Origin of the sequence: Legionella bononiensis, assembly GCF_016786215.1 — a bacterium.
Taxonomy (GTDB): domain Bacteria; phylum Pseudomonadota; class Gammaproteobacteria; order Legionellales; family Legionellaceae; genus Legionella; species Legionella bononiensis.
The window spans coordinates 87,786-109,640 of the sequence record NZ_JADOBG010000020.1; the positions used below are offsets into that span (position 1 = coordinate 87,786).

Consider the following 21,855-nt stretch of genomic DNA (forward strand, 5'->3'; position numbering starts at 1 on the left):
AAATGATTAAATGGTTTAAACGAAATCAAGATTCAGTACCTGATGAGGTGTCTGAACATCAAAATATTCCAGCAGAAGACAGCATGGAAACTCTACCTGATTCAGATACTGAAGTAGTGAGAGCCGAAACGCCGCCAGCCAAAGAAGGACTTTTTGCACGCCTTAAACGAGGCTTAAGCAAAACACGTCATCAACTTGGTGATGGTATAGGCCGACTGTTGCTTGGCAAAAAAGAAATAAGCCAGGATTTATTGGACGAATTGGAAACCTTGTTGATCAGCGCCGATTTGGGGATAGATACGACCCAGGCGGTCTTGAAACAAATAACAGATGGTTTGGAACGAAAACAATTATCCGATGGCGATGCTGTTTATGAGGCACTGAAACTTCATTTGCAGAACATTCTAGGGCAAGAAAAAAAGCCTCTGTCATTGGAAACGCCTGATCATTCCCCGTTTGTCCTGTTAATGGTTGGTGTTAATGGCGCAGGTAAAACAACGACTATAGGCAAACTGGCTAAACAATTTCAAAAACAGGGTAAAAAAGTAATGTTGGCTGCCGGTGATACGTTCAGAGCTGCAGCAGTAGAACAATTGCATGTTTGGGGGGAGCGGAATGACATTCCTGTAATTGCCCAGCATACCGGTGCTGACAGTGCTTCGGTAATTTTTGATGCGCTTCAGGCTGCGAAGGCTCGAAAAATCGATGTGTTAATTGCGGATACCGCAGGTCGTTTGCATACTCAAAACAATTTGATGGAAGAATTGAAGAAGGTAAAACGAGTATTGCAGAAAATAGATCCTCAGGCGCCTCATGAAACGATGTTGGTCCTGGATGCGAGTATAGGACAAAATGCTCTGAATCAGGCTCGTCAATTTCATGAGGCAGTAAATTTAACCGGGATTACCATGACCAAACTTGATGGAACAGCCAAAGGTGGAATATTATTTGCCATAGCTAATGATTTGGGGATACCATTTCGTTATCTGGGAGTCGGTGAGGGCATAGAAGATTTACGGCCCTTTGATGCAGCGCAATTTGTCGGTGCAATATTCAATGATGATCACATTTGACCAAGTTAGTAAACGTTATCCTGGCGGCTTCGAAGCATTAAGCCAGGTCAGTTTTTCCATGCAAAAAGGCGAAATGGCTTTTCTTACCGGTCATTCTGGCGCTGGTAAAAGTACTTTTCTTAAATTGATTGCTTTATTGGAATGGCCAACATCAGGTCAATTAATTGTAAATGGCCTAAAATTAAATCATCTTAAAAAAAGAGATGTTGCCGCACATCGAAGTCATTTGGGGATAACTTTTCAATCGCCTCATTTACTCAATGATCGGACTGTATTTGATAATGTTGCCCTTCCTTTGCAAATTCAGGGGCTGTCTTATCCTACGATTGCAAAGCGAGTGCATGCCGCCCTGGATATGGTTGGTTTACTGAGTAAAGAAAAAATGTTGCCCTTGCATCTTTCCGGGGGAGAACAACAACGGGTAGGGATTGCTCGTGCTGTAGTTCATAAACCTGCATTGTTATTGGCTGATGAGCCAACAGGAAATCTGGATCCCAAATTGTCTTCTGAAATCATGACCCTATTTGAACAATTTAATCAGGTTGGTGTAAGCATCTTGATTGCTACACATGATTTAGCTTTGATTGCCAGAATGAAGCATCGTATTGTGATGTTAAAGGGAGGACGCCTGTGTTAAAAAGGACACAATCACTGTTGGTGTACCATGTTCAGGCCGCTACGCAAAGCTTCAATTCATTATGCCGCAAACCTCTGGGAACGATGATGACGGTAATCGTTATTGCTATTGCGTTAGCTTTACCCGCCCTTTTTTGGGTTTTTACTGATAATCTTGGGAATTTGACCATTGGATGGCAACGTGGCGGTCATATTTCATTGTATTTGAAACCATCCCTCAGTCAGGCCGAGCAAGTGAAACTATTGGAGAAAGTACGCAGTACCGAGGGTATTGGGCAGGCTACATTAAAATCATCTGAGGATGGATTGGCTGAATTGACTCAACAGGAAGGCATGCATGATATTATGCGTTATCTTCCTGAAAATCCTTTACCTTCCGTCATTGAGATTGTACCCGCACTAATTATTGATTCACCAGCAAAACTGGATTTGCTCTCAAGGCAATTAAAAGCTTTGCCGGAGGTGGAGCAAGTCAAGCTGGATATGGAGTGGATTAGTCGGTTGCATGCCATACTGGGCTTTGCTGCCAATTTGGCTAATGCGCTTATGGCCTTGTTAGCATTGGCTGTCGTTTTAATTATCGGTAATACCTTACGTTTAGCTATACGTAACAGACAGGAAGAAATCCAGATTTTAAAATTAATTGGCGCTACCGATGCGTTTATTCTAAGACCCTTTCTATATTCGGGTATTTGGTACGGGATGGCCGGGGCAATTTGCGCTGTTTTTTTAGTGAATATATTTATATTGAGTTTAGGAGTTGTGGTAAACCAATTGGCAATTGCTTATCAAATGCACTATCCGCTAGCGGGGCTGTCAATAAGACAAATCTTGCTACTTGTGATTTTTGCGATTATACTCGGGTGGCTCGGAGCCAGATTGTCGGTGAAAAGGCAATTGGCTTCTATAGAACCCTATAAATAATGTATAATATATCTATATCTAATAGTTACTTTAGTGTTGATAGCTGGAGGAAGTAGTATGAGTCAACAGTTGCAACTTGCTGCAATGAATCTACCCGTTGGTAGTCTTGATTCCTATATTCATCGGGTAAATCAAATTCCAATGCTGACATTGGAAGAGGAAATTGCTTGTGCTGAGCGTTTTCATGCTGAAGGGGATATTGAAGCTGCAAGACGTTTGGTGCTTGCTCATTTACGTTATGTGGTTCGTGTAGCGCGAGGTTATTTAGGCTATGGTTTGCCTTTGAATGATTTAATTCAGGAAGGCAATGTCGGCTTAATGAAGGCTGTAAAACGTTTTGATCCCAAAATGGGTGTCCGACTGGTTTCTTTTGCAGTTCACTGGATAAAAGCAGAAATTCATGAATTTGTTTTGCGTAATTGGCGTATTGTCAAAATCGCAACAACCAAAGCACAACGCAAATTATTTTTTAATCTACGCCAAATGAAAAATCGTTTAGGCTGGTTTAGCAACGAGGAAGTGGACGCTGTAGCGAAAGATTTGGGCGTGAGCCGTGAAGATGTATTAGTCATGGAACAGCGATTAAACGTTATGGACTCGCCTTATGATGCTCCTGAAGCTGATGAGCATGATGACGCCTATAAAGCACCTGAGCGCTATTTGTTTAACGTTAACGATGATCCTGCTGTAATGCTGGAAAAAGAAGATACTGGCGATCAGGGGCGTGAGAAGCTGATGTGTGCCATGGAGCAGCTTGATGAACGCAGTCAGGATATTTTACAGCAGCGTTGGTTAGCCGAAGAAAAGTTAACCTTACATGATTTGGCGGACAAATATGGTGTTTCTGCAGAACGTGTCAGGCAGCTTGAAAAAAATGCTATGAAGAAAATTCGCCAGTTTATGGAAAATTAAGTACGGTTTCATTATTCGAATTTAAAAAATCGCAAACCAGTTGTTCTACGCGTTCATCCATTAATACGCTTACATGATCCGCATCAGGCAACAACGATAGGTTTGCGTTTTTATATTCCCTGCAAAAAATTATCGACTCTTTCGGTTTGACGGTTATGTCGTTCTTTCCATGAATGCATAAAAAGGGAGTATCCGGGGTTTGTGAAGTAAAATATTTTAAACGAATTAATTTGGGGTCAATTTCTGCCTGCTGACGGATTAACTGACGTAGCTGTAAATAACCGGGTCCACTGAGTTTCAAGCGCCTTGCAATGGTGTTAACTGGACTGCGCATTTGAGTTGGTGAAGCAATTAATACAACGCGATCCGGCTTAGAATTCAACTGCCATTCGGGAAGTTGACCCGCTAAATTTAAAGTACTTAATAACATTGAGCCACCAAAAGAATGGCCTATTACCCCATGAAATGGACCATGTTGATTGATGGTTTCTTTTAAAATTAAAACAGCGTCAGTCCAGTGAAGTTGTTATCCTCAGGCTTCTCCATGAGCTGGAAAATCCAGAGCATAAACATCATAACCTTGCAGATGCAGGTGTCTGATCAATCGTACCATATAAGCAGCACGAGACATCCAACCATGGGAAATCAGAATTTTCTTTCCATTGGGGTTTTTGGCAGGGGCAAAACGATGGATTACATGATGACGAGGATTTTCTTTATGAATGACTTCGCTACGTTTGCCTTCTACATATTCACAAGCCATTTTGGCAAAATCCCGATATTTTTTTTCTAACGGAAAGTGGATGGGTGTAATGAATAGTTGATAACAAAGTTGTGCATGAAGAAAATCACGGATGTATGTGAGTGAATTAGTCATCATGATGAAATTCCCCTCAAGTTTTATTTTAAGTTTAGGCCAAAATTGAAAGAGATGAGATCGTTTTTTCACTTTTTGTACTGTAGTGTCATCGGTGTATTTTGATCATTTATTTATTACATGGATCGATTTATGATTGTAAAACGATGGTTTATCAATACGATCGGCGAATGTTAAGCCGAAAGAGGTTATACCTGAATGGTTCAATGAGGTGAAATTTTAAGTCATTCTTTTCTTCTGAGATATTAAAGAATCAGGAATTGTTAGGACTTCAAATGAAATTTCACCTTTCCAAATTGCTCTAGCCATAATGTCTTCAGATGATTAGGACTATTTTTTAAATTTAGACTATTTAATAAGTTAATTGAATAAATCAATTAATTAGCATGTGTAAATGGTACTTCTTAGCAATTTTAAACCACTTCAATTTCAACAGGAGCAATGCCTTATATACCGAGTTTTTTAGCTGCACCAAAGGATAAATCAATTAATCTGTTCGATAAAAAAGGACCTCGATCATTAATTCGAACCACAATTGACCGGCCATTATTCAGGTTTTTTACCCGTACTCGTGTAGCAAATGGGAGTGTTGGATGAGCTGCCGTCATCGCATACATATTGAAGCGCTCTCCTGTCGATGTTTTTTTATGCCGAGGATGTGCCCCATACCAGGAAGCAACTCCTTTTGCTTTGTAGTTTTTGGCTGACTTCATCACATGATAAGTTTTCCCTTTGATCACGTAGTGATCCGGACCATTAGATTGCTGATGTGTACAAGCAACCAGTAGTATAGGGAGTATGCCTATAATGAGTCGGTTAAAAATCGCATAATAGTTCATAAAATTATCTTCTACTTCCTCTACAGATAGTTTAAATATCAGTTTTAAATGTTATCGAGATGACTTTTAAGGATACCAAATTAATAGATTACGAGAAAAAAAGATATTTCTTGTAAAGAAAATCGTCAATAGATAACCCATTTTTAGAATTTGCTTTCAACATGGTTTTATTGATTATCTATTTTTTAGATGAACATGTACTAACATATTTTGGCGTATGCCCTTTTATTTTATCACATCAAGGTGATCTCTAAATTCCAGGGATTTTTACGTGAGGGGGAAGGTGTTTCATGTATGCTTTAGCGTCAAGCATCTCGGGCAAGTGGTCTTTTGGGTGGCAGAGAAGACGCAGCTCTCATATTGAGAGAGCTGCATGGGTATTCGTTTATTCTGAACCAAGTCCGTTGCTGTTTCCATTTAGAGCGGATTTGTTTTTGAGGTCAAAACGATCAGCATTCATAATTTTGACCCAAGCTTTAACGAAATCACTTACGAATTGTTTTTTGGCATCGTTAGTTGCATAAAATTCTGCAACGGCTCTTAACTCAGAATTGGCACCAAAAATAAGATCTACCGAGGTAGCTTTCCACTTTAATTGGCCTGTTTTCCTATCAAAACCTTCGTAGATTCCCTCTTCATCCTTGGATTTTTTCCACTCGGTTGACATATCGAGCAAATTAATAAAAAAATCATTGCTTAAAGCATCAGGTTTATCAGTAAAGACTCCATACTGACTGTTCCCTGAATTAGCATTAAGCACTCGCATTCCTCCAACCAGAACTGTCATCTCAGGAACACTTAAATTCAACAAACTTGCCTTGCTAATGAGCATTTCAGGTGGTGATTTTTGATTACTTTTATCAAAGTAGTTACGAAAACCATCTGCAGTTGGTTTGAGTACTTCAAAAGAATTCACGTCTGTCATTTCTTGAGAGGCATCAGTACGTCCAGGCATAAATGGAACTTTAATGGTAAAGCCAGATTTTTCCGCTGCCTGTTCAATGGCAACATTTCCTCCCAGGACAATCAAATCAGCAAGCGAAATTTTCTTACCACCTGTTTGCGTTTTATTAAAATTATCTTGAATTTCTTCGAGGCTTTTCAATACCTTAGCTAAAGCCGTTGGATCATTAACAGCCCAGTTTTTCTGTGGTTCAAGTCTAATTCTTGCTCCATTGGCACCTCCACGCATGTCAGTACCACGGAATGTAGACGCTGAAGCCCATGCTGTTTTTATAAGTTCAGCATTGCTTAATCCAGAATTAAGGATTTGTTTTTTCAACAGGTCAGTATCCTTTTCATCAACTAGCTTATAATCAACTGCTGGTACAGGATCTTGCCAAATCATCGTTTCCTTGGGTACTAATGGGCCGAGGTAACGTGATTTTGGCCCCATGTCACGGTGAATCAATTTAAACCACGCTTTAGCAAAGGCTTGATCGAATTCATTGGGATTATCCAGGAATCGTTTGGCAATTTTACTATAAATTGGATCAAATTTAAGGGCTAGATCCGTGGTTAGCATTACTGGAGCATGGCGTTTATTGAGGTCGAAAGCATCGGGTACCATATTTGAAACGCTTTTATTGTCAGGAACCCACTGAGTGGCTCCAGCAGGGCTCTTTGTTTGTACCCAATTAAATGCGAAGAGATTTTCCAGGTAATTATGGCTCCATTTAGTGGGTGATACAGTCCAAGCTCCTTCCAAGCCACTAGTAATAGTATCTTTGCCATTACCGGTGCCGTAGCTGTTCTTCCAGCCAAAGCCTTGTTGTTCAATGTCGGCACCTGCCGGCGCTGGACCCAGGTTTTTGGTGGATGCTGCACCATGAGTTTTACCGAATGCATGCCCACCTGCAATCAATGCAACAGTCTCTTCATCATTCATTGCCATGCGGCCAAAGGTTTCTCGTATATCTTTAGCTGCTGCAAGAGGATCAGGAACGCCATTTGGTCCTTCTGGATTAACATAAATCAAGCCCATAACTGAAGCTGCGAGGGGTTTTTGAAGTGTTCCATCCGGAGTATGGCGATTACTTTCCAGCCATTTTCCTTCAGAGCCCCAGTTGATATTAACAGATTCCCATGCGTCTTCACGGCCACCAGCAAATCCCAGGGTTTTGAAGCCCATGGAATCCATAGCTACATTTCCAGCCAGAACCAGCAAATCAGCCCAAGATATTTTGTTGCCATATTTTTGTTTGATTGGCCATAGTAAACGTCGAGCTTTATCGAGGTTTGCATTGTCTGGCCAGCTGTTTTGCGGGACTAATCGTTGAAAACCGCCATTGGCTCCGCCTCGACCATCAAAAACTCGATAAGTTCCTGCTGCGTGCCATGACATTCGAATAAATAGAGGGCCATAATTGCCATAGTCAGCAGGCCACCACTGTTGAGAGTTTGTCATTAGCGTTTTGAGATCTTCAATCACTGCATTCAGGTCAAGACTATTGAATGCTTCCGCATAGTTAAAATCTGTTCCCATTGGATTAGAAGTGGCATTGGGCTGGCGAAGAGGGCTAAGATCCAGCATTTTGGGCCACCAATATTGATTTGTTCTAGCCATATCCTCTGCGTGTAAAGGCTGAAAAAGGCACACAGGAGATAGATATAAAGTAAAGACAGATATAAATGAAATGAGCCGTTTGAGCATTATTAAAACTCCATTTTTAACTAAGTTGTTAACTATAAACTATTTTTATTGAAATTTTAAGCAAACTTAGGTCGGGCAACAAATTGCTCGACCTATACCCACTATTATTTGAGTATGCTGTGTTACCCTATGCCATACTTTAGCCATTTCCTAATTACAACAATATAATGTCCCCAAAACTCATGCGTTACGTATAGAAGCGAATAGAGACAAATCACCTTCACCGTTAGAAGCTATGCACATCATTTGAAAGGCACTGGCTGCGGATTTGTCACGTTCTGAGATAATGAAATCCACGGTATTCCTTTCTCTCTTGGGGATGCTATTGCTTACCAAAAATATTATTAAATGACCCATCTTCCTGCTTGGGTACTGGTTGCGGCTTCATCGATAACCATTTAAAAAATATGACAGCCAAATCCATTAGGCTCAGGCATCCGAACACGTACAGGCCATCCTGCTAGAACTTACGAACCTGATTCAGCATTATCAACGCCTGGATGATATGTTGGCGTAGAGACAAAAGATGATGCAACGGTCATCAGGTACTTCCCTGACCTTTTTTTTACATGACCTGTCTCAGGACTTGTATCATTTAGATGGCTATGAGGTAACTCATCAAATATGACTTCAGGAGTTGACCAAAAAACGTCATCTTTCTACGCATATATGATTTATCACGGTTTTGATAAAATAATGGCTCCGTTGCCACGTAGGTAAGGGGCACCTTATTATAGCCTGGTGTTTAAGTGTGAAATGTGATCACGGCCCTAGGCCAATTATGTCGTTCAAATGGTCATGTCCTATCTATATTTATTCATGCCGCCTTAAATATGCCCATACATGTCGCTTTGATCGTGTTTTGTATAAAGCCTAAAAGGTTATTTTATGGGGTTTATGATAAGTAAATTAGCACTGAATTTGTAGGGTTCGCTTTTGTCTCGGTTGAGTAATTCAATCCAGACAACGGCAATTGAGTATCCAATCGGAAATTATGGTTTCATGACGTAACGTATTCATTTTTTTGTTCCATTTCTTTCTGCAATTGCTCAATTGCTTCAATAATTTTCAGGAATTTTTCCCCAAAATTCGTGACAGTGTATTCTACACGCGGCGGTATTTCAGGAAATGTGTTTTTGACGAGAATGCCAAATTCAAGATTTTTGGTGAGGCATTGGTTGAGCACTTTCATGGAAAGTCCTTCCACACTGCGCACCATTGCTCCAGGGCGATTGATGCCATCTCGTAGCAGTCGATAAACAGTCATAGACCATTTGCAGCCGCAGATCGTTTCTAGCATCGATGCGGTTTCAAGAGGCCGTTTTTTTTGTAGTATTTTTGTCGCCATGTCCTTAATGCCTTCGGAAAAAGTTTTGCTCAAAAAAATATGATGAATATCAAAAAGTAACACCATAAAGTACCTAGTGTACCTCAAAGTACCTGCTTTTGTGCGCATTATATAACATCCATACTTGCACACTTATTTTTCTGAAGAAGGAGTGAATCATGCAAACACAAAATTTGGCTATTATTATAGGTGGCTCAAGCGGTATGGGACTAGAGACGGCCATGCGTCTTGCAAGTCCTGCGCTGAATATCCTGATTACTGGAAGGGATGAACAAAGGCTCAAAACAGCTGCGAACATGCTTGCGCAACAGGGGGCCCAGGTTGAATCCCATGTGTTGGATTTGTACTGTAAAGAACAGTGTGATGCTTTTATTGATAGTTTGCTTTCCGAACGTCGCTCAATCAAGCATCTGATCAATGCAGCCGGTTACTTCAAACCGGTAGGGTTTCTGGATCATAGCGAAGCTGACTATGATTGTCAGATGCAGTTGAACAAGGCATTTTTTTTCATCACTCAGGCCGTTGCCAAAAACATGAAACAGCATGGTGGCGGGAACATCGTCAACATTGGTTCCATGTGGGCACATCAGGCGGTCAAAGCCACACCTTCTTCCGCTTATTCCATGCAGAAAGCCGGGCTGCATTCCCTAACTCAACACCTGGCGATGGAACTTGCTGATCACAATATACGGGTAAACGCTGTGGCGCCCGCCGTGGTAGCCACCCCGATTTACAAAGCTTTTATTGATGAGCATCTGATTGAGCAGACATTGCAGAGCTTCAACGCCTTTCATCCCCTTGGCCGCATTGGTAAAGCGTCTGATGTTGCCAACGCAATTGAGTTTCTCCTGTCTGAAAAGTCTAGCTGGATAACCGGCGAAATAGTGAACGTGGATGGTGGCGTTATGGCCGGCAGGATTTAGGCTGTTTAAAACCCTGGCTTTGCCCTCACGTGCTAATTTCTCAGCCTAACGTTCTGATTTACAATTGTTTTTTACAAAAGCGTATGCAAAAAGAGATAGGGGTCAAGACATAGAGGCAAGTCTTTTGATAAAGGGATTCAATTTGTTAAAAGAAATTGCTGCTGCATTGGGATCGATACATGAGGCATTTGTTGTGAAGGCTATTATCAAATTCCTACACGTTTAATAGAGCTAATAATAATTGTGTTGAATTAAATGCCTTGATCAAAAGATTTGCCCCCTATGTTTCATTAGTTAAAATAGTAATTCAAGGTAATTTTTAGTATTAGGCACATTGATAAAATGATTCCTGAGCCGAACTCTTTCTTTCCCATAAAAGAGGGGGTACTTTTCTATCAGAAAAACATCATCACGAGAATAATTATGACTCAATTCGGTTAGTTGAATTTTTACTGATTTTATAGTCAAGTATTGTGCATGCTCCAATACAGTAGCCTTATAAGACTGTTGATTCAATTCAATATAGAATTGCTCCCAATCATTCAATTGACTAAGTTCATTTGATTTTTTAAGTTTGAATTCAACCTGAAAAAAACCGTTCTTATCTATCTTGATGCGTTGAGTTCCATTTTCAAATAATCTTTGATCAGCATAAAAAAAGCATTGATGATCGTCTTTAGGCTTACGGACACTCATATCGATGATCTTATTAACCAGATAATTTACTTCAACAGGCTTATAATTATTTTTATTAATGACATAAGCCATATCGAATAATAAAAAAAGATAGAAGCGATCTTCGTTTATACTATAAGCACGCGCCGCGACAATATTTTGATCAACCATTCTATCTAACACTATTTTAGTGTAAAGATGGTCATAATTTTTTATAAAATACTTTGCTTCATCTATTAATTGCATCAATCGTTGATCATCTTTAATCCAATAACGCTCAAATAACTCACAAGTTTTCTTTTCTACTAGGGAATAATTATCGAGATGGTGGCCTTCTAGTTTTGTTTCATCTAATGAAAAAGAAGTATGCATCATATCGATTAGTGCTTGATCAACTGAAAAGCTTTGATTTATTTTTCGCAAAGGGTACATTCTAAAAAATGCAGAAAAATCAAAAAGATGATTGATTAAATGCTTCGCTGAAAATGCATACAAACACGACTCGGCTTTATAACGAAAATAGTGAGAAAGTCTTAAAAACTGTTTACCCAGTTTATTAAATTCATCAGTATATGAGGTATAAATTGCTTCTTCTTCAGTAAACCCCATCAAATAAGCTAATTTACGTGACACGTGTAGTGTACAAGATGCCTTAGTTTGCGAGTCCGCTTCTTCTTTTGTATATCCTTCATGGTTAATCATGGGATTATCTAACATCGTTTCAATGACTTTCAGTTGCCCACCAATTTCAAAGCCAAAGTAGTTATCACTATCATATTGTGAGGTAGTGAATTGGGGTTGGCGCCCTTTTACAGCACAGGAAGTATCAAAATCCATTAATTGACCATCTGGTGAACAATTTGCCGTTGACCACGCCCCGTGTAAGAAACGGTGTATTATTTTTTCAGCTTCCATGATTCCATGATTAGTGGCATAGCGTTTTAGTTCCTCTTTGGCAAGAGGAGAGGGACGACAAAACAGATGCGATACTCTATCTAAGGAGCCTGAGTCATCAACTCTGATAACATAAGTTGTTTTATAGGACACAGTTTTATTATCTATAATTGTGGTATGAATCTTGTTCAAATCCATAATAGCTAAGACTGGTGATAAACCGGTTTCTATTTCTTCATAAAATACATTGGATATTATTGTGGACCATATAGCATCATGAAGGCTTAAAACGCCAGATGAATACTTTTCATTGCTTGAAATAGCTAAAGGTGTTTTTTCCCCCTTTATATTAAACTCATGTCCTGCATAAAAGGCTCTACCTGAACCTTCATTCCCTGCCAGTGCAAATCCCAGCGGATCGATTTGCCGATCAACATAAGCCCATCCTACTTGTTTGCCAGTAGATTTTGTACTGTTTAAGGTTATGCTGAAGCATTTAGAAAGAACCTCAGTCATTGTTTGCCAATTGCTTGTCAATAAAGGAAAATATTTGTTAAACAGTGTTTCATTAATGTAGATAGGGCTAAATGGTTCATTTGCTTGATATAAAGGTAGTTTTATAAAAACATGCTCTCCTAAACGACCTAGACTTCGTGGTGTTTCATAGAATAAATCCATAGATTTCATTATCTTTCCTCAGAGCAAATCTGTTCTGTTAGTTTTCTGTATAGAGGGAACTATCGATTAAAAACTATATTAATAATCTTATTGCGTCAATTTTGTTATAAATAAAACAAGCTGATCATTGTTTATCTATGTGTTTTGATATGCTATATTGTGTATATTATAAATACATGTCGTGGTGGTGCATGATGGGCGGAATCCTTGGTTTTCATACAAAAAAGTCAGAATGGGATCTTTTACAAGATCAATTAAAACAACAACAACAAACTCTTGATGCACAGAAAATAACTGTCTTTAATAATTTGAATTCAGGTATCCCATTGGCAGTAGTTGATGCTTTAAAGAATAGTCCCCTATTAGCACTCGTAAAAGATGATACATATAATTCAAGCGTATTAATGGCAGCTGTTTTTAACTTATCGAGACAAATTGATGTTAATAAACGTTTAGAGTACATAGACCTTATTAATTACATCATTGATCATACTAAATTCGATATCAGAGCAAGTAATGATAATGGTAGTACAGTCCTTCATCAAATCTTTTGGTATGCCATAATAATACCAAATAACGACCCGGTCTTTAGAGAGCAACTGACTAAAATTGGAATAAAACTAATCAATCATGTATCCGGATCTAGTGAGTTTTTAGCCATTATGAGCCAACAAAATAATATTGGTGAAACTATATTAGATAACCTTGATATTGATCCTAGGAAAATTCCTGAGGTTTGGCAAAAAGAAAATATGAAGGCGGTTCAAGAAGTTGTATATCCAGAATTACAAAAACATGCAGTAAAAGACATCAAGAAGGCAGAAACTCAATATAATTTTTCCACCCAAACCTTTGAAGGTCATCTCGAAGAGATTCTGAAAGATCCTATTATGCTTGATATAATTGAAAATCCGGTTCTTTTGACTACTTCTGGTCATAGTATGTCTAAAGAGTCTTGGGATAGTATAGTCAATTCAAAACCTGGAGCTAATACATATCAGAACCCTCTAACTAAAGCACCCACTCGAAAGGATCAAGTCTACCCTAATAAAAATCTAGCAGAAATTATCGATATCTATAATGCGAATAAGGACAAGGGTAGTGACATTTTATTTGCTGCCTTAGATAAGCACCTTGCTAAATACCAGGGTCTAGCAAAAGCGTTGGTCTATAACGATCTGACCATTAGAGGTGTTATTGATGTAGTGTCTCAATACAAACTTCGTAAAGAGCATGGTTTAGCTCAGAAACAAGACGACGTTCAAGAGAAACAAAAGCAATTAGCCGAGCAACAAAAACAACAAAAAGAAATGCTTCAAAAGCAACAAGAAGAAGCCGAAAAACAAAAGCAATTAGCCGAACAACAAAAGCAACAAAAAGAAATGGTTCAAAAGCAAAAAGAAGAAACCGAAAAACAAAAAAAATTAATAGAACAACAGAAGAAAGTGCCGCAACAAACTCAGATAAAAGAGATGGTACTTGCAGATCCTAAAGGCAATAATTTTATAACTAAAATTGAAGAGCACAATGGCGGTTATAAGATACATGGAAAAAATACTACAGGGGAATCACGTTATTTAATTATTGATCACGAGGGCAAAGCCATAGGACATAAGGGTACTGAGTTAAGTCATGTTGAAGTGCAGATGTTTAAAAATGCGGAAGCAATTTTTAAACATTTTAATGTGGTCATGAAGCAAGAGATCAAGAGCAAATTGGACTCTCAACTGAAAACTTATCTTGAAAATGAGAGTTATTTGGCATTTGTACAAATAAAATTAAACAAAATTGATGCGATACATACCGAGCTAGGGAAGAAGATTGGTACAGTAAACCAACATCATTTTCCGGAAGCCAGTGATGCAGCGAAAGCTTTGTTAAAAGATATTGCTGATGCAAAAAAGAATTATGCAGATAAAGTCTTAGTCATTCCAGCGCCATCGAAAGAAAATCAAGAGCTGGCGGGCAGTGAGTTCTATAAGGCCTGTGAAGAAGCGATTAACAAAGCAAAACCTGTATTAGCGCGTGATCTCAATTGGGGTGATTATCTTGTAGACCTGCTAAAAGCAATTGCTAATACAGTTGTATGGGCAGCAACCTTAGGCAATGTTAATACGTTCTTCCCTTATAAAAAACCTGAATCAATGGACGTTGTTGAAAAAGCAGAACAAGATTTAAAACACAATAAGATCTAAGGTTTTTGAATCAAAACTATCCCAACTCAGTTGGGATAGTTATCATAGTTATAAATCTTTTAGTAGCAACCAATACTGAGCATTTAAGATTTCTAAACCTAAATGAGGATCATTATAATTTTTATGCAAATTTAGTATGGTTTGCACCAAAGGTTTAGAGATCATCTGATTTTTATACGTCTTTGCTAATCCTTGTAAGAGTTCCCATCCCCATCGATTTAGTTCAGATAACCCCTTAGACTCCATCATATAGCTGGGGTATTGGCTTAATATCATTATTTTGGGTTTTAAGCGAGATACACTGGTTTGCCAAGTATTAAATACATGGGCCTTAGAGATAGTGAGTTGTTCTATACTATTATTGAGTTTTTTCCAGGCATTTATCGTAGTATCAAAAGTGGCTGTAGACATGTCAGAGGCCCAATCAAATAATTCATCAAGTTCATCTGAAGTAAGAGGTGCTGACAACAACATATCATCTAAAGGGTGATTCGCTAATATAAAATCTGGTTTAGAGGGTAATTTGTGTAAGGCCTGTTCCAATAAATCATTTATAAAAATAATAGTTGCTTGAGGTAACCATTTTTTATAGGAGTCTTTAAGTACTTCAATAACCTTTGTATGGGGCTCAACGACGTAAAGCGTTCCTGAAAAAGGGACCTTTGCTAAAGCTTGGGCGATTTTACTGGAAGAACCAGGAGCAACTTCAATAACGGTGTCATTTTCTTTAATGTTGCAAAAATGCACCAGGTTGTACCATAAGTGACCCATATAAACATCCCAACCTTGGTAGCTATTTATAAGTTCCTGAGGAAGAGATTCACCTGAATTTAGACCAAACATTGTTATTTACCTGTTATTAGGAGGTTGTCATTACTCGCTTGTTACACATCATCAGTCCAAAATATCCCAGCCATGGAAACAGAGATTTGTCGTTTCCCTTTATAGGATTCACGTGCATGTCCAAATTGGATATTATTCACTAACAGTAGATCACCTGACTGCTGAGTTCTACCTTGGCGAGAATCCCAAAATGCACGTAATAAAATATTTTTTTCATTTACAGTTAATTCTTCACCATTCCCTAAGGGATAGGTTCTGTAACCATTCCTTGCTTTAGGTAAGTCAAAGGCAATACGTGGAAATAATAGATAAGATTCTCCGTCTTGTTCATTCTTTTTGAAAGCAGGAATTTTGATGCTTGTCATAAGAGTGTAAGAGGGCTTACCATCAATACCCAAGATTTCTTCTTTCTGCCAAGCACAATTATCGAATTGGTACGTTGACTCCTTACAGCGTTTCATTGCTTCTTCACGAGAGCTAGTTCCAAATCTATCTTGCCAAGAGCGAAAGTAATTTTCCTTTTTATTTGGATGATTCTCATCTAAAAAACCAGTGTTGATTAGTAAACCATGTTGCTTCAATTTAGATAGCAACTCGAGTCCATCTTCACCCGACTGTGCAATTAACTGTTCTACTTGTTTCGCTGAATGTACAAAGGTACGCCCACCTTGACAGGCAGGTGTAGGGTGTACAGAGTAAAAGAGTAAGTTCTCTGGCATAAATCTCTGATATAAAATTTCATTATGAGGAAGAAGAAATAATTCTGGTGGATATTGATCAGTCTCTCTCATGTGTTTTGATAAATAGTGCAATTGAGTGCGACCGGAATATTGTCCTCCCCATTTAAATTGTTGTTCTGGTCCAAAACCAAGAGCATTAATTAGTTCATCTGGTATATCGCCACCATGCTGCGGCTTTAATCCTGTATTAATGAGATGTAAGGCACCCCAGAGATTAAATTCTTTTTGAATGAGGGCAAGATTGCGATCATTTAATTTACCTTTGGCGTCAAAAATACGCATACTAAATTGCTCGACCCATTGTTTCTTATTGCTGGGCATTGTGTAATAAACATCCTCAATATTAGCTATATTCTTTGCCTGAGGATATTCGGCAGCATTGCAGCCGTTTATAGCTTCATTTGTACTGTGTTTAGAATAAGATATAGATGCATCTTGTTCAATTCGGCACGATCTGGCCATTCCAAGCAGTATTTCTCTATCACCCGTGAAACTTTCCCTTGAATGACCATATCGCAGATTATCCATGAGTATGATGTCACCAAGTTGCCAATCTCGTCCCTCCCTTGTTTCAAGATAAGCTTGTTTTAATAAATTCTTTTCATCAGTGGTTAATTCTTCTCCATTACCTAATGGGAAACGGCGGAACCCATTGCGTATAGAGGGGGTATCAGCAGCAATACGTGGAAAGCGTAAAAATTGTTCCTGAGTTATTGGGTCTTTTAGAAAGGCGGGTAAAGTGATTCTGGTCATTAGAGTATAAGTTTCAGTCCCATCAGGTCCTGGCTCTTCTTCTTTCTGCCACCAACAGTGATCATATTGATCAGTTAAGCTTTGGCATTGTCTGAAAGCTTCTTCTCTAGAGCTAGTACCAAATCGTTCTTGCCATGATTGAAAATAATTGTTGTTCTTTTCTGGATGATGAGCATCCAAATAACCTGTTTCAATCATGAGACCATGTAGTTCCATTTTTTTTAATAAGTTAGTCCCAATGGCTCCGCTATTTCTCAGGTAAGCTTCTAATTTCAAGGATGAATGAAGAAAGGTTCGCCCACCACAATCGGGTTTAGGTGGTTTAGAACAGAAAAAAAGTATGTCTTTTGGAAAAACTCGTTGATATTGAATTTCATTATTGGGTAGTAAATAGCGGTCAGGGGGATAATAGTCCATTCGTCTTAAACCTGGCGCGCACCATTGTTCCTGCCATTTTTTTGAAGTGCGACCACCTTCATTAAATTGATTTTGAAGATCAAAACCAAGTTCAGGGAGTAAAGGGATAAGTTCTTCTTTTGTGGTCAATCCAGTATTGGTCAGATATATATACCCGAATTTTAGAACATGTTGTTTTATTTCGAGGAGGCTCTTTGTTGTTAACGAATTTTTCGCATCAAATATACGAATGCTCATTTCTTCATGTAATTTATTCATAGTAAAACCAATAATTAACTTTTTTTTCTTTATTTCCAGAGAGCAAGTCCTGGGATATAGATCTATAACTACCAAAGGAGCCGAGTATGGTTTAAATATAATTTATCTTGAATAAACAATTATACCATAAACTTATCTTTTTTTTCACAAATGATTCTAATGGTTCAGTTTTTAACTAAATTCTCCATAGGGGAATTGACTGATATTTTTTTATAAGAGGTTATCCGTAAAATACCAATGTTCCTTATGAGCCCTGGGCTGAGATATTGGTCTCTTAATAATAGCAAAGTTGGCATTAAAATCTTATCGAAGTAATCTAATCAACAAGCAGTTGCTACTTATTAAACACTTTTTACCCTCTGAACCCCTATGTTAGAGCGTGAGTAGAGATGGAACAGCTTGATGAACGCATTCAGGATACTCTACAGCAACGCTGGTTAGCGGAAGAAAAATTAACGTTACATGATTTAGCGGACAAATATGGTGTATCCGCAGAACGTGTCAGACAGCTTGAAATAAATACCATGATGAAAATCCGTCAATATGATGGCCATATTATTGGGCTTCATGACGAGCATATAAAAATTGCAAATTAAGATTTATCAATATGTAATTTTTTTAATTTATAAAGTCACAAACCAGTTGTTCAACGCGTTCATCCATTAATACACTTACATGATCTGCATCAGGTAATATGGCTAGGTTGGCATTTTTATATTCCCTGCAAAAAATTATCGATTCTTTTGGTTTTACAGTTACGTCATTCTTTCCGTGAATACATAAAAAGGGAGTATCAAGGGGTTGCGAAGTAAAATATTTTAAACGAATCAATTTTGGATCAATTTCTGCCTGATCCCGGATTAACTGGCGCAGTTGTAAATAACCTTGCCCACTGAGTTTAAAGCGCCTTGCAAGAGTGTTGATCGGACTGCGCATTTGAGTTGGCGAAGCAATTAACACAACGCGATCCGGCCTGGAATTCAACTGCCATTCAGGGAGCTGTCCAGCTAGATTTAAAGTGCTTAATAACATGGATCCACCAAAAGAATGTCCTATTACTCCATGAAACGGTCCATGTTGATTGATGGTTTCTTTTAAAATTGAAACCGCATCAGTCCAGGGCAGTTGTAACCCGCGAGCCTCCCCATGTGCTGGGAAATCAAGAGCGTAGACATCATAACCTTGCCGGTGCAGATATCTGATCAATCGGACCATATAAGCAGCGCGTGACATCCAACCATGGGCAATCAAAATTTTCTTGCCATTGAGGTTTTTTGTCGGTGTAAATCGATGGATTACATGATGACGAGGAATTTCTTTATGAATGACATCGCTCCGTTTATTCTCTACATATTCACAGGCCATATTAGCAAAATCCCGGTATTTTTTTTCAATCGGAAACGGGATTGGGGTGATAAATAATTGGTAACAGAGTTGCGCATGAATTAAATCCCGGATGTATGTGAGTGAATTGGTCATCATGATGATATTTCCCTCAGGTTTTACTTTAAGTTTAGACCAAAACTGAAAGAGATCGGATATTTTCGCACAATTACGGCAACTGCGTCTCATGATTCATTGGTGTCCCATTGATAGATTGAAGATTGTAAAATGATGGGTTTTCGAATTAGATGAAAGGGAAAGGCAATTCTTCTATTTGGGTTCTAAATCGGCTCGAAAAATCTATCTAATATTCATAGTTGTTTTTGAACCGAAGAATTAGGTTTATGAACTTACTTATTAGTTTAAATTGAGAATGAGCTAGCGACGTTACTGCAATTACGCAAGAATGATTGGATTAAAGATTCCTCCAGTGGAATCAAGGTTTAAAAGGTTACAATGGTACTTAATTCAGTTAAAGTAAAAAAGTAGTCTATTCACATCTCACTCATAAATGGATTTAGGAGCGTATATGTATTCTGAACTAATAAAAGCAACACACAATATATCTTTAGACCATACAGTCCTTAGGGCAAGTGAACCACCCAAAGCAGTCGAACAACCTGATAGTGATTTACTTTATGAAGCCATTCGTGAGGGAGATCTGGAGCGAACGAAACAACTGATGGAAGAGGGACTGGTTCTGCATAGTGATGAATATACGCCCTTAATGTTGGCATGTTTTTATGGCCATTTAGAACTGGCTAAATTGTTTTATAAAAATAATTCCATAAATGAGCGGGATGTATGCGGTAACACAGCATTAATTCATGCAGCATGGAATGGCCATACAGATGTTGTTCAATGGCTAATTAGTGTAGGAGCGGATATAAATGCAGTGAACATCAGTGCAGACTCAGCTTTGTTAGTGGCGTTGCGATTTGAACATCCTGAAACGGCAAGATACCTGCTTACTCAGAACAATATTCAAAAAGATGTACCTAATTCCTTAAGTTATGAACCATTGGTCATAGCTCTTGTTCATGGATACCTCGATATTGTCGAAAGCTTATATAACAATCATGTCGATTTAAATAAGCAGTACACTGAAAATAATACTCTATTGCATATGTGCGCAATGATTAATAACCTATCTTCAATGCGCTGGTTGCTTGATCATGGAGCCAATCCCTGGGTGAGTAATGGAAATCATATGACCCCTGCGCGAATTGCTGCATCTCGGGGATACACAGAGATGGTGAGTTCTTTGATTGCAAAAATGAAAAATCATCATCAATTTTCAGAGGAATTGGATTACATACTGCTAGGGGCTGCCTGCCAAGGCTATGGAGAAATCATTGATTTAGTACTAGTTCATAAACATCATTTCCCAAATATAATGATGCAAGTAGCGTTACTTCACTCTACTGTAACCAATAATTGGAATATGGTTGCCAAGCTGTTAGAGATCAACCCTGAGAAAGCTTTAAAACGAATCAATAAACATTATGATTATGGTGATTTTGAGTACAATTACGGCAATACTTTATTGCATTCAGCCGCAGTGAACGGGCACTTGCTGATGGTGCAAAACCTGATTGCTCATGGTGCTAAATTAAAAGCCAGGAATGACAATAACGATACGGTTTTGCATTGTGCTGTACGAAGCGGAAACATCGATTTGGTTCGATGGTTGTGTAACCAATATATGCCCGTTAACCAGCAAAATGAACAGGGAAATACTCCACTTCACTTGGCAGTTAAAATGAAAAACTTGCCTATGGTACGTTGTTTATTGCTTCATGGAGCCAGCTATAAAATAGAAAACAAACAAAAAAACAGTGCTGAGTTTTTAGCGAAAGGAAATCCTGAGTTAGAGCAATTATTTCTAGAAATGAGAGTTAAAGATCTGAAACATTTTGGTATAAACGATCTTCATCTTGCTGCCGCAACTCATGAAGAAAAAGCGTTATTACAGCTTTTGCCTCTGTACCATGATTTTAGTCTGAAATCGGACGATGGACTCACTCCGATTCAGATCGCTGCGCATATGGGAAACTCTGGCACATTGGCTATCATGTTGTTATGGGAAGCAAAAGGAGATAAAAAAGATGCTAAAAATTTAGCTAAAGAACTTAAAGAACACTATGAAGCTAAATCATCCGCGTACTTAGGTATAACTAATGCGGTTAAGTCAATCGATAGCTTTCCAGCTAATCGCCTGGACGCATTAATCAAGTTGTACAATTCCTGCCAAAATCCGAATGTTGATAATAAGCCAGTGCATGATGAAAGAAGAGTTCAAAATTCATCACCACGCTGGAGGGGGTTTTTCTGCATTGATAATCGATCCTCCAGTTCAGTTACAGAGGAAATTGAGGAAGATTCTGAGAATGAAATTAAATCTGTTGCAAGTCAGAATCATTAAATAAAATACGCCTATTGGGGGTTGTAACATGCTGGATGCAGTTCCAGATAATAAAAATTGAATTGATGCTATGTGATCAGTTCTTTAAAAAATGAAGACGGTGTTATTCCTCCAATAATTAATTAGTACAAGAGTCCTCATATGAATTTAATAACTATCTTAAGTTCATATGAGGACTCTTGTTATCAGTGGTTAGTCGATCCAGGACTACTCTTTTGATTTTGTCAACAAAGCATCATGTTGTCCTGTTCGTTATCAGGGATTTGATATCGGAGCTTAGAGCGTCAATACAGGTATTATAATCAATATCAACGAGTCTCTATGCCTTCCTTTCAACGATGGCTGATTCATCATCGGAGGCAATCAGCAAGTACATTCAGGGTCCTAATTGACATGATGAAGTTTGATG

General features: G+C 38.5%; 14 protein-coding genes and 2 pseudogenes. 8 read left to right on the forward strand and 8 right to left on the reverse strand.

Annotated elements, in window-relative coordinates; genetic code table 11:
- The first annotated feature begins 2 nt into the window (after positions 1-2).
- The 4 genes from ftsY to rpoH are packed head-to-tail and all read left to right on the forward strand — an operon-like array spanning position 3 to position 3,545.
- On the forward strand, positions 3-1,073 hold the full coding sequence (gene ftsY / locus IZU94_RS12205) for a signal recognition particle-docking protein FtsY (RefSeq protein ID WP_203110974.1): 1,071 nt from the start codon (positions 3-5) through the stop codon (positions 1,071-1,073).
- A complete protein-coding gene (gene ftsE, locus IZU94_RS12210; RefSeq protein WP_203111040.1) occupies positions 1,060-1,710 on the forward strand; it encodes a cell division ATP-binding protein FtsE in 651 nt (216 codons plus the stop codon). The genes ftsY and ftsE overlap by 14 nt, the downstream gene beginning before the upstream one ends.
- Positions 1,704-2,633, forward strand: a complete 930-nt coding sequence (gene ftsX, locus IZU94_RS12215) for a permease-like cell division protein FtsX (RefSeq protein WP_203110975.1) — start codon at positions 1,704-1,706, stop codon at positions 2,631-2,633. The genes ftsE and ftsX overlap by 7 nt, the downstream gene beginning before the upstream one ends.
- 57 nt (positions 2,634-2,690) lie before the next feature.
- Positions 2,691-3,545 carry an RNA polymerase sigma factor RpoH gene (gene rpoH / locus IZU94_RS12220; protein WP_203110976.1) on the forward strand — a complete coding sequence of 285 codons (855 nt, stop codon included), beginning with the start codon at positions 2,691-2,693 and terminating at the stop codon, positions 3,543-3,545.
- Here rpoH and IZU94_RS12225 read toward each other — a convergent pair.
- The 4 genes and pseudogenes from IZU94_RS12225 to IZU94_RS12240 all read right to left on the reverse strand — a co-directional run bounded on the left by IZU94_RS12225 (position 3,532) and on the right by IZU94_RS12240 (position 9,370).
- Positions 3,532-4,425, reverse strand: a pseudogene (locus IZU94_RS12225) (alpha/beta hydrolase). The gene rpoH and the pseudogene IZU94_RS12225 sit on opposite strands and share 14 nt — an antisense overlap.
- Positions 4,426-4,868: 443 nt before the next feature.
- Positions 4,869-5,261, reverse strand: coding sequence for a septal ring lytic transglycosylase RlpA family protein (locus IZU94_RS12230; protein ID WP_203110977.1), 393 nt, complete (start codon positions 5,259-5,261; stop codon positions 4,869-4,871).
- 385 nt (positions 5,262-5,646) lie between these two features.
- Positions 5,647-7,914: a catalase/peroxidase HPI gene (gene katG / locus IZU94_RS12235; RefSeq protein WP_203110978.1), complete on the reverse strand. Its 2,268-nt coding sequence runs from the start codon at positions 7,912-7,914 to the stop codon at positions 5,647-5,649.
- Positions 7,915-8,914: 1,000 nt separating this feature from the next.
- Positions 8,915-9,370 (reverse strand): winged helix-turn-helix transcriptional regulator, encoded by a 456-nt coding sequence (locus tag IZU94_RS12240; RefSeq protein WP_238400388.1) that lies wholly within the window; start codon positions 9,368-9,370, stop codon positions 8,915-8,917.
- 50 nt (positions 9,371-9,420) lie between these two features.
- Between IZU94_RS12240 and IZU94_RS12245 the strand changes: the two genes are divergently transcribed.
- Complete coding sequence (locus tag IZU94_RS12245; RefSeq protein ID WP_203110980.1) at positions 9,421-10,185, forward strand: SDR family NAD(P)-dependent oxidoreductase; 765 nt, start codon at positions 9,421-9,423, stop codon at positions 10,183-10,185.
- A 294-nt stretch (positions 10,186-10,479) separates the two neighbouring features.
- Here the strand turns inward: IZU94_RS12245 and IZU94_RS12250 are convergent, their stop codons facing one another.
- Entirely contained in the window at positions 10,480-12,441 is a 1,962-nt protein-coding gene (locus IZU94_RS12250) for a hypothetical protein (protein WP_203110982.1), read from the reverse strand.
- A 182-nt stretch (positions 12,442-12,623) separates the two neighbouring features.
- Between IZU94_RS12250 and IZU94_RS12255 the strand changes: the two genes are divergently transcribed.
- Entirely contained in the window at positions 12,624-14,627 is a 2,004-nt protein-coding gene (locus IZU94_RS12255) for a U-box domain-containing protein (protein WP_203110983.1), read from the forward strand.
- A gap of 48 nt (positions 14,628-14,675) precedes the next feature.
- Here IZU94_RS12255 and IZU94_RS12260 read toward each other — a convergent pair whose 3' ends face one another.
- The gene (locus IZU94_RS12260) at positions 14,676-15,470 is read right to left on the reverse strand and encodes a class I SAM-dependent methyltransferase (RefSeq protein WP_203110985.1); all 795 of its coding nucleotides are present in this window, start codon (positions 15,468-15,470) and stop codon (positions 14,676-14,678) included.
- Between the two features lie 41 nt (positions 15,471-15,511).
- Positions 15,512-17,638, reverse strand: a complete 2,127-nt coding sequence (locus IZU94_RS12265) for a Fe(II)-2OG oxygenase family protein (RefSeq protein WP_203110987.1) — start codon at positions 17,636-17,638, stop codon at positions 15,512-15,514.
- A gap of 389 nt (positions 17,639-18,027) precedes the next feature.
- Between IZU94_RS12265 and IZU94_RS12270 the strand changes: the two are divergent.
- Positions 18,028-18,234, forward strand: a pseudogene (locus IZU94_RS12270) (sigma factor-like helix-turn-helix DNA-binding protein); the annotation flags it as partial.
- A 22-nt stretch (positions 18,235-18,256) separates the two neighbouring features.
- On the opposite strand, the gene IZU94_RS12275 reads toward IZU94_RS12270, so the two are convergent.
- On the reverse strand, positions 18,257-19,120 hold the full coding sequence (locus IZU94_RS12275) for an alpha/beta hydrolase (protein WP_203110989.1): 864 nt from the start codon (positions 19,118-19,120) through the stop codon (positions 18,257-18,259).
- Positions 19,121-19,550: 430 nt separating this feature from the next.
- Here IZU94_RS12275 and IZU94_RS12280 point away from each other — a divergent pair, with 430 nt between their 5' ends.
- A complete protein-coding gene (locus IZU94_RS12280; protein WP_203110991.1) occupies positions 19,551-21,446 on the forward strand; it encodes an ankyrin repeat domain-containing protein in 1,896 nt (631 codons plus the stop codon).
- Positions 21,447-21,855: the final 409 nt, after the last annotated feature.

What these genes read in the sequence shown, in the direction of transcription:
- ftsY (WP_203110974.1), top strand. Translation starts at nt 3, where the DNA reads ATGATTAAATGGTTTAAACGAAATCAAGATTCAGTACCTGATGAGGTG.
- ftsE (WP_203111040.1), top strand. Translation starts at nt 1,060, where the DNA reads ATGATCACATTTGACCAAGTTAGTAAACGTTATCCTGGCGGCTTCGAA.
- rpoH (WP_203110976.1), top strand. Translation starts at nt 2,691, where the DNA reads ATGAGTCAACAGTTGCAACTTGCTGCAATGAATCTACCCGTTGGTAGT.
- IZU94_RS12230 (WP_203110977.1), bottom strand. Translation starts at nt 5,261, where the DNA reads ATGAACTATTATGCGATTTTTAACCGACTCATTATAGGCATACTCCCT.
- katG (WP_203110978.1), bottom strand. Translation starts at nt 7,914, where the DNA reads ATGCTCAAACGGCTCATTTCATTTATATCTGTCTTTACTTTATATCTA.
- IZU94_RS12240 (WP_238400388.1), bottom strand. Translation starts at nt 9,370, where the DNA reads ATGCGCACAAAAGCAGGTACTTTGAGGTACACTAGGTACTTTATGGTG.
- IZU94_RS12245 (WP_203110980.1), top strand. Translation starts at nt 9,421, where the DNA reads ATGCAAACACAAAATTTGGCTATTATTATAGGTGGCTCAAGCGGTATG.
- IZU94_RS12250 (WP_203110982.1), bottom strand. Translation starts at nt 12,441, where the DNA reads ATGAAATCTATGGATTTATTCTATGAAACACCACGAAGTCTAGGTCGT.
- IZU94_RS12255 (WP_203110983.1), top strand. Translation starts at nt 12,624, where the DNA reads ATGATGGGCGGAATCCTTGGTTTTCATACAAAAAAGTCAGAATGGGAT.
- IZU94_RS12260 (WP_203110985.1), bottom strand. Translation starts at nt 15,470, where the DNA reads ATGTTTGGTCTAAATTCAGGTGAATCTCTTCCTCAGGAACTTATAAAT.
- IZU94_RS12265 (WP_203110987.1), bottom strand. Translation starts at nt 17,638, where the DNA reads ATGAATAAATTACATGAAGAAATGAGCATTCGTATATTTGATGCGAAA.
- IZU94_RS12275 (WP_203110989.1), bottom strand. Translation starts at nt 19,120, where the DNA reads ATGATGACCAATTCACTCACATACATCCGGGATTTAATTCATGCGCAA.
- IZU94_RS12280 (WP_203110991.1), top strand. Translation starts at nt 19,551, where the DNA reads ATGTATTCTGAACTAATAAAAGCAACACACAATATATCTTTAGACCAT.